This window comes from Rickettsia endosymbiont of Culicoides newsteadi (genome assembly GCF_002259525.1).
In the GTDB taxonomy this organism is placed as follows: domain Bacteria; phylum Pseudomonadota; class Alphaproteobacteria; order Rickettsiales; family Rickettsiaceae; genus Tisiphia.
Genome location: NZ_MWZE01000027.1, coordinates 1 through 14,316, shown reverse-complemented (window position 1 = coordinate 14,316; position 14,316 = coordinate 1). Strand labels below are relative to the sequence as shown.

Sequence of the window (14,316 nt, the reverse complement as noted above, 5' to 3'; positions counted from 1 at the left end):
AATTCTCAATTAGACTCATAATCATTCCAGAAAGGCATTCTAGCCTTGATTTTTTTCCAAGAAAAGTTTAGTATCAGTGACTGAAGTAGTATATTGTGCATAGTCAGAAAATACACTCTTATACTACTTCAACCTCCCATATACAATACCTTTGCAGAGTATTTATTACAAAAATTGTAGGGTACTATGGTCATTGTGAGGAGACGTGAGTCGACGAAGAGATTTTTGGTTACTTTTGTGGATTACCTAGTCTACCTACGGTCTTACTCGCAATGATGTTGACCATATACTATAGTCAATTCAGGGGAATTTGGCACTAAGAACGATGGAGCGACGCCTATAAGTAATAGGCGGGCGACGAGTGACGACGTTACCAACTTTTCATCAATTGACTATAGCTTTAATCTTTACAATTAAATCCTCTGCTAATGCAACTAATTTGGCTTCTTCTACATCATCGAAGAATACCCCTAAATGCCGGACAATACGTTGTTTGATATTACCTTTGCTATCTTGGTATCCTTCAACCACTTGTATTGATTGCCTTGGACTATTTGGTGTTTTTTACGACGTATGTACATGTAGATAATTGTAGAATTAATATGTAATAATATAGTTATAGCATAACAAAAACCAAAGCTAATAACAAATTATTCACTAGGCACAACAGACCTCCTGAAAAAATCATTTCTCAGCTTTATGGCTTCTCCATATCCTCTCTTCCCATCTTTCAACATTTTCTTGCGGAAGCCGGGAGCAAAAAACTTTAAATAGCCAAATCGTAGTAGCCTTAGCAGACTATTTCCAAGTATCACTAGATGAAATGGTTGGCAGAATTGATCCTACCACCTCTTCTGATAATGACAAACCTTCTTAAGTTTGTAGTTATTATATATTTTTGCTACGGCTCTTTATCCTCAAGCCCTTTAGTACCGTCAAGCTTTGCATTAATTAAAGATATTTTACTAACAAAAGCTCTAATAAAATTAACATTTGTTAAATCAGTATCATTAAAGTTTGTATTATAAAGTTTAGCGGATTCTAAATTGCTCCCAATAAGAGATGATTTGCTAAAATCTGCATTACTTAGATTGGCCATAGTTAGATCAGTATTCTGTAATATACAGCTATGAATTATAGCATTAGATAAATCGATACCTTTAAGAACGGAGCCTGAGAAAATAGTTTGGTTAAATGCCAAACCTGACAAATTTAAACCTTGTAAATTGATATTTGATAAGTCTTTCACCTGTTCTAAATCTTTTACAGAGTAGATAGTATTTACTGATTTAAATTTATAAAAGTCCTGACCATTTAATACAATATTTCTGTTAAAATCTGAATTAATGAAATTATTATCTTTATATCTCACATTATTTAATTGAGAATTTATGATTGGCGAATTATCAAAAATGACTTCTGATAAATCTGAATTTATGATAGCTATCTGATAAAAATGGCTATCAATAAATTTTATCCCATTTAATACAGTATTTTGTATCAGTGCTTTAGTAAAATTTACCGTATTAAATTTAGTAGCAGAGAAATTAGAGTTTATTAATTCACTATTGGTCAAATCAGAGTTAATAATAGTTGCTTGCTTGACATAGCTATTATTCAATGATACGCTGGTAAAATTGCTATTCTCAATATCAGCATTAGTGATATTAATTTTATTTAACTTGAGCAAAATGCTATGGCAGTTCTTTATTGATAGCCCCTTTATAATAGCATCATTAAAATGAGCATTATCCATCACACTATTTTGAATTTGTACTTGATTCAATTGCACATTATTCAAATTGGTATTTTTTAAATTACAATTCTCAATAATTGCATTGGCAAAATCTGCAGATTGAAAGGAAGAGAAAGAAAATAACGAGTTAGTAAGCTTTATATTTTTTAATTGAGCTTGATTAATAATAGCATGAGTAAAATCTGAATTGCTAATCACCGCTCCAGTAAAGTCCACCCCAGTTAGATCCACAGATTCACAATAACAATTAGTCATATTTAGGTAATTAGCTAATATTTGCCGTAAATCTGTACCATAAAAAATAGAATTTGAGATAACTGCTTTTTTAAAACTACCTTTTGCTAAATTACTTTTTTGAAAATTAGAATTACTGATCATAGCCTCATCAAATACAGCCCTAGTAAGATTTGCATTTTCAAAATTAATATTTTCTAAATTAGCTTTGACAAAGTCAGTGTCCTCAAGATTTGATTGAATAAGATTACTATTTCTCAAATGAGTATTCTCAAACATCGATGCTTGAAAATCTGCACCATAAGCTGATATATTTTTTAATATAGTATTAGAAAGATCACTTTCTTGAATTATAGATTTTGTTAAAATTGCATTCTCAAAATTTGTTCCTGAAAAATCTACTCGTGATATTTCACAAAAACTTAAGTCAACACCAGAAAGATCCTCATTTGTTAGTTTAACACCTACTAACTTTAACCCCCTAAGGTTTGAGCCAAATTTATTTTTAATATTTACTGGTACCTTATTTTTATTTTGCTCTGCTATATAATTTCTAATAATGAGACTTTGACTATTAGATAACAAACCATCTGCATCTCTTGAAGAATCTGAACATCCGGTAAGGACTAAAAGCAAAGTTACAATAAAGAATTTTATACCGCCATGCGATATTACAGGTTCCTGCCTACGGGATATAGAGATAACCGTCATTGCGAGAAGCAGCAAAACTGCGACGAAGCAATCCAGATTATTTATTGTGCTACAAGTTTTCCTAGATTGCTTTGTCGTTACTAAAGTGCCTCCTCGCAATGACCTTGTTATTTGAATCATAAAATAGTATTCTTTCTGCCTTTTACATAAGAATATGTAGAAGAAAATATTAGCATCTTTACTAAGCCACTCGGTATAAATATTATAAATCCACTATAAATAGCTTGTTTAATTCCTATAAATGTTGCTAACCAACTAACTCCCAAAAAGTAAATTATAAGGTGTCCTATAAGACAAGTACAAAATATACTCAAATAACGTGAGTATGTTCCAGTAAATCTTTCAGAAAACTTACTGTTAAGTATACTCATCACAGGAGTAGCGATTAAATATCCTATCAGATAACCACCTGTTGCACCAAACAAAATATGTAAACCACTTGATAGCTTTGCAAACATTGGTAGCCCTGCCACGCCAATTGTAATATAAGCTAAAACCGTAGCAAAACTAAGTCTTGGGCTATAAGTAACAGCAATAATACAAATCACCACAGTTTGCATGGATATCGGCACTGGTTGGAGAGGAATAACGATTTGTGAGCCAGCAAATAGAGCGGCTACCCCCAGCATTACTTTAGCAATTACAAGATAGTTATTAGCTATGATAGTTGGTAAAGTTGTTTTATTCATAATTGTCATAAAAATCCTCGTCATTAAATTTATTACTAGGAATATGTAAATTGAGTAATTTCAATTTACGATGTAATGCTGAACGTTCCATACCTACAAAGGCTGAGGTTTTAGAAATGTTATTATTAAATCGATTCATCTGAGCAGCTAAATACTGCCTTTCAAAAATCTCTCTTGCCTCTCGGAGCGGCATGATCATTATATCAACATTATCTTCCTGCTTTGCAGAACTAGAATCAGTAACTAAAATTTCTGGTGGTATCATAGTTGGTTTGATCGTTTGATTACTATTTGAAGATAGCGGATTCATAATTAAAGTCCACTCTATTACATTACGTAATTGCCTTATATTACCTGGCCAACTATAAACTTGAAAAGCTGCAATTGTTTCATCAGAAAATTCACGTGTTTTTAAACCAGAAAACTTAGAAAGTTGTTTAACAAAATACTTCACTAATGCAGACATATCATCTTTTCTATCATATAAAGATGGAATTTTTAGGGAAATAACATTTAATCGATGATATAAATCCTCCAGGAGTTCACCTTTACTTATCTCTTCTTGTACAATCTTAGAAGTTGCAGCAATAACCCGTATATCTAGTTTTATTGCTTTACTTCCTGGCTTATGAAACATTTGGTCTTGCAAAAATTTAAGTAATTGTACTTGTGCCGAAATTGGTAAACCACTAATTTCATCTATGTACAGAGTGCCATTATTTGCTATTTCTAATATCGAAGGACGTCTAATATCCTGGTTATCTATTCCTTTAAATAATTCTTGATGAACACGGTCAGGCTCCATACCTACTGGACTAAAGGTTACGAAAGGTGTATTAGCCCTTTTTGATTTTTTATGAATTAATCGAGCAGCTAGTTCTTTACCGCTGCCAATTTGCCCTTGAATAAATACTCTACTAGTCGCCAAAGCGGCTTTTTCAATATCAGACTTAAGTTTGCCTGTAATATGAGAGTTACCTATAAGTTCAGTTTTATCAATAACTTTTGATTTTAGATCAAGATTCTCACGCTTTAACTTAGTTGTTTCACAGGCTCTTTTTAATAAGATCAATAGCTTATCATGACTAAATGGTTTTTCTAGATAATCATAGGCACCCATTTTGATAGCATTTACTGCAGTTTCAATATTACCATGCCCGCTAATAACTATCACAGGCATTAGAGGATAACGTTTTTTTACTATCTCCAAAATTCCAAGCCCATCAAGCTCACTACCCTGTAACCAAATATCTAAAATAATTGCTGCTGGAGTTCTTTCTTGGAGTATTTTAAAAGCCTGAATACTATTAGCAGCAGTTTTGGTAGTAAATCCTTCTTCTTTTAAAATATCTGAGACTAAATCTCTAATATCTGCTTCATCATCAACAACAAGAACATCTATAGACATCAAATTTTCCTAAAAACTAATTATTGAAATTATAGGTTAATAGCTAATAAAAAAGAAATCAACTAATTTTTATAACATTTTTGCCACATAACCAAAACTATATAGGTTAGTAACCCACTCCCATTGCTGAGAGCAAGTCCTCTAAGAACCGTGCTTACACCAGCTAAGATTATTTGCAATAAGTATAATGTTTAGCCTGAATTCGATATAATAAGTTATTCCAAATTAGGTTATATCTATAAATATAACAGATTTTTTTGCTCCACTAATAGTTATTTTCATTATTTTTGCAATGTTGCTTATTTTTTCATTAGACCTTATATCTTGAAAATGTGATATAAGGTCTAATGTTTATGGTCATGATGATGGACGTAAAAACCAATTGCTGACAAGGTATTTAGGAATTCTTGGTTTTCTGCTAAATCATTTGGTTTGCCACTACAGCAGATATGACCATTTAAACATATTACTTGGTCGGAATTTTTCATTACCGTAAATAAATCATGTGAGATCATAAAAATTGTAATATTTAGACGTTTTTTTATTTGATTAATGATTCGGTAAAATTCTTGTTGGCTAGTAACATCTAATGATTGAGTTGGTTCATCTAAAATAATTAGATCAGGATTGTTCAGTAAGCTAGCAGTTAGCATTAACTTCTGAAATTGACCACCAGAAAGCTCAGAAATATCGTGATGCTTATAATTATCAAAATCAATAAAATTGCTCAATTCTTGCCAATCCTTGTTAGTACTATTTGAAGCTAATAAATACAAAAAATTTTCAGCTGTAATTGGTAAATCTGAAGCAAAATCTAATCTTTGAGGGACATAGCCAATTTTTAGATTAGGGTGAATTATTATGTTACCAGAGGAAGGGCGATCTAAACCTAAGATTAACCTAGCTATTGTTGTTTTGCCAGCACCATTTGGACCAATTAAAGTCGTTACTTCGCCTTTTTTGATAGTAAAATTAATATTGGTAAGGGGAATTTTTTTGCCAAATTGCTTAGATACATTACTGAACTTTATTAATATAGTATCTTCTGATTTAGAAATAGGCATTAGAATCCTTGCGAAACTTTACAAATGGCGTCATTGCAAGGAAGATCGTAGATCGACGAAGCAATGACGATGTGTTGCTAAATTTATGATAGTCTATTTAACAATTTCCCACTGCCCATCTGGTTTACGACAAGCTTGGCCATAAGCTTTCTCCTGCTTACCACCGACAACGACGGTTTGAGTATACTCACGACAATATTGCCCTTGATCGTTTTTAAAAGCTCTTTCTGGTGTTACATATCCGTAATTACCACTATCCGGATTACGCCACTCTACACTTTGACCACTAGAGCCAGTCTCCAATGCTTTTTGAGAGCTTAATTGTGCCAATTTTCTGTCATTCTCATCCATAGTTTGACCAATATGACCGCCAACAAGTGCCCCAATTAGAACACCTGCACCAGTTGCTACAAGTTGTCCTGTGCCTTTGCCAAATTGAGATCCTAAAAGCCCACCAGCTACACCGCCAATTAATGTTCCACCACCTTGTTTATTCATGCCAGAACAGCCGTACAACATTGTTGTTGCCAAAATGATTGCCGTAATTTTGAATGTTAAATTCATAAAAAACCATATAATTTTAAATTAAAGATATACAAAAAATCTTATTAAGTATCGTTAAATTTGATACACCTCTTGACTATAGTACACTAGCTGGATAATAATGTATTTTATATTATAAAACAATTGAAATTTTATATGACGACTTCAGAGCATCAAAATTTAATTAAATCGGCATCTTATGTATCTTTTATTTTAGCTGCATTCATCTTATTTATTAAATCTTATGGATGGATTGTGACTGATTCTCAGTCTATTTTAGCATCTTTAATTGATGCTATACTTGATATTTCATCGTCTTTTATTAATTTGATTGCTATTCGTTTTGCACTGCAACCCCCTGATTATCACCATAGATTTGGGCATGAAAAAATCCAAGATTTAGCAATTTTTTCACAATCAGTATTCTTTTGTGTTTCTGGTTTATTTATTTGTTTCTCTTCGATAAAATCTCTTATTGATAAATCTGTTCCAAGCAATATAGAGTCTGGTATCAATGTAATGTATTTGTGTATTATACTAACTTTTATTTTGGTAGCTTATCAAACTTATGTGATAAAAAAGACTAGTTCAGAAATAATAAAAGTAGATAAATTACATTATTTTACAGACTTACTAACAAATATTGCGGTAATCTTTTCTATAAACTTAACTACTCGTTTTTGGTTTGTAGATTCATTATTTGGTATAGCTATTTCATTGTACATAATATATGCTTCTTATGCTTTGTTCAGAAAAGCTTTAAAAAATCTTATTGATGAAGAGTTACCAGAAAAAGATAGAAGAAAAATTATATCAATAATTAGTAGCTTTAAAGAAGTAAAAGGCATCCATGAAATGAAAACTAGATACGCTGCAAGTAAGCCGTTTATACAATGTCACATAGAAATGGATGCAGATATGTCATTATACAATTCTCATTATCATAGTGATCAAATCTGTAGTGCATTGCTATTAGAGTTTCCAGGGGCAGAAATAATTATTCATCTAGATCCATATGGTTATGAAGAAAAAGTTAATTACCGTGAAAAGATCAACAGAATTTAACAATTTTTTTATGGAGGAAGCTCTAAAGCAAGCACAATTTGCTTTAGATAAAAATGAAATTCCAGTAGGGGCTATTATAGTCAATAGAATAACTAACAAAGTTATTGCAAAGGCTCATAATATTGTTGAGCAAACCAAAAATCCGGTATTGCATGCTGAAATTGTAGCGATAAATCAATCTTGTCAGATTCTATCTAGTAAAAATTTATCCGATTGTGATATGTATGTTACTTTAGAGCCATGCGTTATGTGTTCTGGGGCAATATCTTTCGCTAGAATAGGTAGATTATTTTATGCAGCAAATGATCCAAAACAGGGGGCGATTGAAAATGGTGGACGTTTTTTTAATAGCAAATCTTGTTTTTACCGCCCTGAAATATATAGTGGCTTTTCGGCAAAAATTTCTGAAAATCTAATCAAGGAGTTTTTTTACAATGTAAGATATCAAAAATGTAATCCCTAATCTCAATATTGTATGAAAGGATGGAGGCAAAATCCTCATAATAATGTATAATATATAATGTACATGAGCAAAATAAAGATAGTAATGCAACTTTTCTGAAACCTTTTATTAGCAAAATACAATGAATAAATATTTGATACTATTAATATTATTAATAATGCCTCTTAACTCATTAGCTCAACAACAAATAGCTAACCAGTTATCTAATTTTGTTGCACCAGTTACTTATTTTGTCGATCATGTTAAACAACTAGCTTTGCTTACAAATAACTTAATTAAATATCGACAAGCAAGTATAGTAGGAACTAGTGGCATGGGAAAAACCCAACTTGCTAGAATGTATTGTTATGAAAATCAAAATAACTATAAGCTTATTTGGTTTATTGACTGTAATTTAGATATTAATCAAGAACTACTAAAGCTAGCAAAAGTTATTAATAGTACTGCTAAATCTAATCTAATATCAGAAGATATAAGATTAGTACGAAAAGAACTAATGAACTATTTATCAAATCAAGATAAATGGTTACTAATATTTGATAATCTAAAAGTAAATAAAAATAAGAAAGTTAAAGAATTCGTTGATTGGGAACATAATGGACATGTTATATTTTGCTCTCAATATAGTGAAATACTATCGAGTATAGTCAAAATGACTGCTTTTGGAAAAAATGATGCAATTACCCTTGCTAATAATATTCTAGAAAATCATAATTCCAAATTAGCAAAATTCTTGAACAAAGAGTTTGCTGGTTATCCTGTCATGATAGTACAAGGGGCACAATTATTAAATAATGTAAAAGGTTTAGATAAAGCCGAATATAAGAAAAAAATTCATCAATCAACAGACAAAATTAAATTAAATATTACATTAGCTATCAAGGAATTAAAGCCAAATGCTAAAAATTTGCTAAATAAAATAGCCTTAATAAATAATCAAGGTTTTTCGAAAGAACTTTTAAAAATTATCACTGATGATCCTAATACTCTGGATGATGATCTTTATCAACTATCTAAATTTGCCTTAATATCTAATATTGATTCTCATGAAACTAATCCTATCTTTGAAATGCATGATGTTATTGCTCAGAAAATAAGGGAGATAAGCGGAAATAGAAATAATAAAATATTATTAGAAGATATTATTTTAAAGTTACCTAAGCCTAAAGGTTCACAGATAGGGCATTTATTGAGAACCGCAAAAACTATTCCTGAAAATTTAGAAGCTCTGCTAAAAAGTTCTAAAAAATATAATATTAACATATATTCAATGCTTGATCTAAGAGCTGAACTGTTTGTTATATACTTCAATACTCAAAATATACATAAAGAAAGACAAATGATTGATTGGTTGGAACAAAAAGATAAAAAAGGTGACTTTAAGCTTTGGCAAATGTCCGAATACCAAAAATATTGTTACGCTAGATATTTAGGGTTAATAGGAGTGTATAATAGGATGTCATTAGCAAATTTTGAAATAGCCATTTCTTATTTCACTAGAGCATTAAACATTTTAGATACCCTTGGTGAAGAGTATGTTTTTTTAAAATTTAATCTTAATTCACACATTGCGGGGATTGAGGGATCTTTAGGAAATGTAAAAGCTATTGAGGAAAATTTAAAAAAAATGGAGGTATTATTTACACAAGGTGTACAAGAATCTGATATATTTATAATATATTATTTAAAGGCAAAATTATTTTTTATTAAAGGTAGATATCAGGAATCTTTAGATTACATCAATAAATCTATTGATGTAATGGTGAAAAATGGATTTAATATTAAAGACCTACACCTTACCATTCCTTACATACTTAAAGCAGAAATACTAAATTTTTTGGGTAAATATCCAGAAGCTTATGTTCAAGCTCAGCAATTATATGACATGCATAAACCGGTAAAAAGTGAAGAACACGAAATATTTGGTCGTATTTATACCCAAATGGCAAAAAGTGAATTAGGGATGGGTAAACTAGACCAAGCCTCAGAGCATGTTAATAAGGCTATTGACATATTTCTAGCTGATGAGCGTAGGAATCCTAAAGATGCAGATTATTCAGAAGATCCAAGTTTAGCAGCTAGTTATGTAATACAAGGTGATATTTTATTTGCTCAAGATAACGTAAAAGCCGCAATAGAGTCCTATAATAAAGCTTATACCGTATATCATTATTTATATAGGGATAATCGTAAAAATGTGGCACATGTTAGCTACTTATATAATCAAGGAGCTAAAGCATCATGTAAAGCAAAAGACTTATCTAGTTATAAATTTTTTGGTAATCAGCAAGTAAAAGAGTTTGGCATAAATCACTCCAATACGGTCTCTATGTTTAAGTATTGTAAAAAATATAATATGGATTTATGGGCAAAAGAAAAATAGATTAGGCAGTTTTTTGTTTTTTTATCTTGCTAAGCTTTATAATTTTTGTTACTATAATACATAAATTAAAGTTTGATTTATCAAATTTTTTTACAGGTAACAACTAAGTTTTTATATAGATTATTATGATGAGTTATTTAAAATCTTTTCTTCACCTCATATTATTAGTATTTTTAATAAACCATACCGCTCAAGCTAGGTGGAGCAGGTATGAAGATGCCCCTATTGAGTTTAAATTTTATAATAAAGATATTAATATTAACCAAGATGGCACTTCTGAAGTAATAACAGAAATGCATGCAAAAATACTAAAAGAATCAGGACGCAATGATTTTTCCCAATATCGCTTGACTTATAATGAAAATAGTTCTGCAATTTCTATATTAGAAGCTAAAACTATTTATAATGGACAAGAATATATAGTCACTAAAGATATGATTGAGGATAAACCACTAGCCTTTTTTGGTAAAGGTTTTGATCAATTAAGACAAATAACCATATCATTTCCTAAAGCAGAACTTGGAGCAGAAATATATTTAAAATATAAGCATGTTGAAACAAAAGTTCCTGTAGATAATTTTTATGGTACTAGTTTATTTCTTAGTAGGAGAGGTTATTTGCAGGCAAGTCATACTAAGATCAATTCTAAATTACCTCTAAACATTAAAGTAAATGATCCAAAAGGCGTATTAAAAGTTATTAAAGATGCTGAGAGTGATTTTCATTCGGCAGAGATTATCTTAGCAAAGCCTGCTTACGATGACCTAACAAATGAACCAAGTCATGCTATATTAAATATTAAGCATACTACTTGGGTATCCTTGTCAAGTTTAACCAAATGGGAAGACTTGGCTAAACAACTTGCTCCTGGGTATTCTAGTGTAATTAACCAACCACTCCCTGCAATTTTCATGAATATAGCCGAATCTGCTGCAGACAAGAATACCGACGAAGAAAAAATTAATTTTGTCACTTCTGCATTAAATGAAAAAATCCAATATATGGGTGATTGGCGAACTGTATCAGGTCGTTACTTTCCTAGAGATTTAGAAAAAGTAGCCAGTTCGCAAATTGGTGATTGTAAAGATTTTTCTGCAAGTACTGCTGCTATCTTGCAAAAACTTGATTATAAAGTTCAACCTATTTTTGTAATGCGAGGTATTACTAATTTTTCTAATCCAGATGCCTTACCTAACATGGGGAATTTTAATCATGCGATGCTTAAAGTAACTAATAAAAATGGCAAAGTATATTGGATTGATCCAACAAATCTTGTTAGTATGGCACAAGGAATTTTCCCAGATGTTGCTAATAAAATAGCATTGGTCTTAGATACTCAAGAAGCTGGTTATACCAAAGTTGCCAATATACAGCCTGAAACTTCACAAGCTATATCACGCGAGGAATTAGTTATAAAAAATAATATTGTAGAGTTGTCTGGTCAGTTTGATATGAAGGGAGAAGTGGCATCAGGCATGAGTGGTTGGGGATTATATTATTCAAATGAACAGTTAAAGGATTTTACTTTCCGCAGGTTGAGTGGAGAATATCTTAATGAAGAAGACAAAAAATTCTTAGAATTACCTGATCTTACTTCTCGTATTGTTAAAGATATTACAATCAAATATGCATTACAGCAAAGAAATAGAATTTCTAAAACAAATATGGGGGTTGCTTTAACTTCAAAGTCTAATAGATCGGATGATATCACCCATACAGCTTCTGACCAGATATCAGACATCTTTATAGGTATGCCTGAAACTAACAAGAAATATATGATTATCAAAAATATTATAGTTAAAGATTGTAAAAAATTAAACTTTGAGATTGATACTCCCTGGATATATGTGAATAGATCATGTAAATATCAGGATAAAGATACTGTATTCACAGATATAATAACCATAAAAAAGAGCTTGATTACCCAGGAAGAATTAAAAACTTCTCAGTATAAAAATCTTAAAACTAAGTTAGAAAATGAATTTGCTCGAGTTGCGATAATATTAGGTGAGTAAGCTGAGCTATTTTGTTTTTTTGTCCTACGTAAGACTCATCAATTGACTATAGCGGAAAAGCTATCTAAAATCAGCTCTACCTTCTATAGTCAATTCAGGAGAATTTGGGGCTAGGAGCGATGGAGCGACGCCTATAAGTAATAGGCGAGCATTGAGCGACGACGTCCCCAACTTCTCCTGAACTGACTATAACTTTCGATAGCTGTAAAGTAGAGTTGTACAAGAAATCTATTCTAATCTAGATAAATTTTTACTATCTTTTCGTCATTTTGTTATTATACTACAAGTTATGATTATAATGAACTATAATAACCATATATGAATCAACATATTGTAAATTCCTCTGCTAATTCCTCTGATTTTCTTGATGAAAAGCGTAATAACGCCCGTCAAGGAGGAGGGGGGGAAAGAATTGCATTGCAACATAAGAAAGGTAAACTTACTGCCAGAGAAAGGATAGAAGCATTGCTAGACCCTGAGAGTTTTGAAGAAACAAGAATGTTCGTTGAACATAGATGTGATAATTTCGGAATGGAAGAAAAGAAATTTCTAGGGGATGCTGTAATAACTGGACATGGTACCATAAATGGTAGGTTAGTTTTTGTGTATAGCCAAGATTTTACGGTATTCGGTGGCTCCCTTGGTGAGTATCATGCTAAAAAAATATGCTCTATACTCGATTCTGCTCTGGAGGTAGGAGCCCCAGTTATTGGGATAAATGACTCAGGAGGGGCAAGAATCCAAGAAGGAGTCGATGCTCTTGCTGGTTATGGTGAATTATTTCAACGCAATGTAATTGCTTCCGGTATTATTCCACAAATCACCTTAATTATGGGCCCTTGTGCTGGAGGAGCTGTGTATTCTCCTGCTTTAACAGATTTTATATTTATGGTTAAAAATACTTCCTATATGTTTGTAACAGGACCGGAGGTAGTTAAAACTGTTACAGGCGAAGAAGTAACCCAGGAACAGCTTGGTGGGGCAAGAATGCATACTACCAAGAGTGGTGTTGCTGACTTTGCTTTTAAAAATGATATAGAACTACTTCTAGAAACTAGAAGATTTTTTAATTTTTTACCTCTATCAAATCGTAGCCCACTACCATGTCGTCGTACTGAAGATCCAGCCGATCGAGTTGATATGTCTCTAAACACCTTAGTCCCAAATATTCCAAACAAAGCTTACGATATGAAAGAATTAATTGAGCGTATTGTGGATGAAGGAGATTTTTTTGAGTTGCAACCAGATTTTGCTAAAAACATTATAACCGGCTTTGGTTATATGGAAGGAAGGTCTATAGGATTTGTTGCGAACCAACCATTACATTTAGCTGGCTGTTTAGATATTAATGCATCAAGAAAGGCAGCAAGATTTGTACGTTTTTGCGATGCATTTAATATTCCGATAGTGACTTTAGTTGACGTACCAGGTTTTTTACCTGGTGTCTCTCAAGAGCATAATGGAATTATCAAACATGGAGCAAAATTATTATATGCGTACGCTGAAGCAACTGTACCGAAAATTACCATAATTACTAGGAAAGCTTATGGTGGAGCTTATATAGTGATGAACTCAAAGCATCTTCGAGGTGATGTTAATTATGCGTGGCTCAACTCAGAAATTGCAGTACTTGGAGCTGAGGGGGCTGCTGAAATAATATTTAAAGAAGAATGTAAAGACCCAGAATCAAAAAAGCAAAAGATTCAGGAATATAAAGATACTGTTACTTCTCCTTTTGTTGCAGCATCTAGAGGTTATCTAGATGATATTATAAAACCTCAAAACACTAGATGGCGTATATGTAAAGCACTAAACTTTCTTCAAAACAAGAAAGTACAGTTACCATGGAAGAAACATGACAATTTACCACTTTAGTAAGCTCTTCTAAAAACCAGATTAGCATTATGCTAGTACTACAGTTGTAGATTGAATGTGAGTGTTCACGGAAAAAAGGTTAAAGTATAAGATGTCATTGCGAGGAGGTT

10 protein-coding genes and 1 pseudogene are annotated in these 14,316 nt (G+C 31.7%); 5 read left to right on the top strand and 6 right to left on the bottom strand.

Annotated features, from left to right (window positions below; genetic code table 11):
* Positions 1 to 396: 396 nt before the first annotated feature.
* From RiCNE_RS07470 to RiCNE_RS03075, 6 genes and pseudogenes are all read right to left on the bottom strand, one after another.
* Positions 397 to 581 (bottom strand): annotated as a pseudogene (locus RiCNE_RS07470) (IS1634 family transposase); the annotation flags it as partial.
* A 320-nt stretch (positions 582 to 901) separates the two neighbouring features.
* Complete coding sequence (locus RiCNE_RS03095; protein WP_192866923.1) at positions 902 to 2,701, bottom strand: pentapeptide repeat-containing protein; 1,800 nt, start codon at positions 2,699 to 2,701, stop codon at positions 902 to 904.
* 116 nt (positions 2,702 to 2,817) lie between these two features.
* On the bottom strand, positions 2,818 to 3,390 hold the full coding sequence (locus tag RiCNE_RS03090; RefSeq protein ID WP_239832646.1) for a biotin transporter BioY: 573 nt from the start codon (positions 3,388 to 3,390) through the stop codon (positions 2,818 to 2,820).
* Positions 3,383 to 4,801 (bottom strand): sigma-54-dependent transcriptional regulator, encoded by a 1,419-nt coding sequence (locus tag RiCNE_RS03085; RefSeq protein WP_094649158.1) that lies wholly within the window; start codon positions 4,799 to 4,801, stop codon positions 3,383 to 3,385. Before RiCNE_RS03085 ends, RiCNE_RS03090 begins: the two co-directional genes overlap by 8 nt.
* Before the next feature lie 341 nt (positions 4,802 to 5,142).
* A complete protein-coding gene (locus RiCNE_RS03080; RefSeq protein WP_094649157.1) occupies positions 5,143 to 5,862 on the bottom strand; it encodes a metal ABC transporter ATP-binding protein in 720 nt (239 codons plus the stop codon).
* Positions 5,863 to 5,955: 93 nt separating this feature from the next.
* Positions 5,956 to 6,426, bottom strand: coding sequence for an RT0821/Lpp0805 family surface protein (locus tag RiCNE_RS03075; RefSeq protein ID WP_094649156.1), 471 nt, complete (start codon positions 6,424 to 6,426; stop codon positions 5,956 to 5,958).
* Between the two features lie 135 nt (positions 6,427 to 6,561).
* Here RiCNE_RS03075 and RiCNE_RS03070 point away from each other — a divergent pair, with 135 nt between their 5' ends.
* From RiCNE_RS03070 to RiCNE_RS03050, 5 genes are all read left to right on the top strand, one after another.
* Positions 6,562 to 7,470 (top strand): cation diffusion facilitator family transporter, encoded by a 909-nt coding sequence (locus RiCNE_RS03070; RefSeq protein WP_094649155.1) that lies wholly within the window; start codon positions 6,562 to 6,564, stop codon positions 7,468 to 7,470.
* The gene (locus tag RiCNE_RS03065; RefSeq protein WP_094649154.1) at positions 7,427 to 7,933 is read left to right on the top strand and encodes a nucleoside deaminase; all 507 of its coding nucleotides are present in this window, start codon (positions 7,427 to 7,429) and stop codon (positions 7,931 to 7,933) included. The genes RiCNE_RS03070 and RiCNE_RS03065 overlap by 44 nt, the downstream gene beginning before the upstream one ends.
* A 133-nt stretch (positions 7,934 to 8,066) precedes the next feature.
* Positions 8,067 to 10,316 carry a tetratricopeptide repeat protein gene (locus RiCNE_RS03060; RefSeq protein WP_239832645.1) on the top strand — a complete coding sequence of 750 codons (2,250 nt, stop codon included), beginning with the start codon at positions 8,067 to 8,069 and terminating at the stop codon, positions 10,314 to 10,316.
* Positions 10,317 to 10,441: 125 nt separating this feature from the next.
* On the top strand, positions 10,442 to 12,331 hold the full coding sequence (locus tag RiCNE_RS03055) for a DUF3857 domain-containing protein (protein ID WP_239832644.1): 1,890 nt from the start codon (positions 10,442 to 10,444) through the stop codon (positions 12,329 to 12,331).
* A 318-nt stretch (positions 12,332 to 12,649) separates the two neighbouring features.
* Positions 12,650 to 14,206 carry an acyl-CoA carboxylase subunit beta gene (locus RiCNE_RS03050; protein ID WP_094649151.1) on the top strand — a complete coding sequence of 519 codons (1,557 nt, stop codon included), beginning with the start codon at positions 12,650 to 12,652 and terminating at the stop codon, positions 14,204 to 14,206.
* The last annotated feature ends 110 nt before the right edge of the window (positions 14,207 to 14,316 follow it).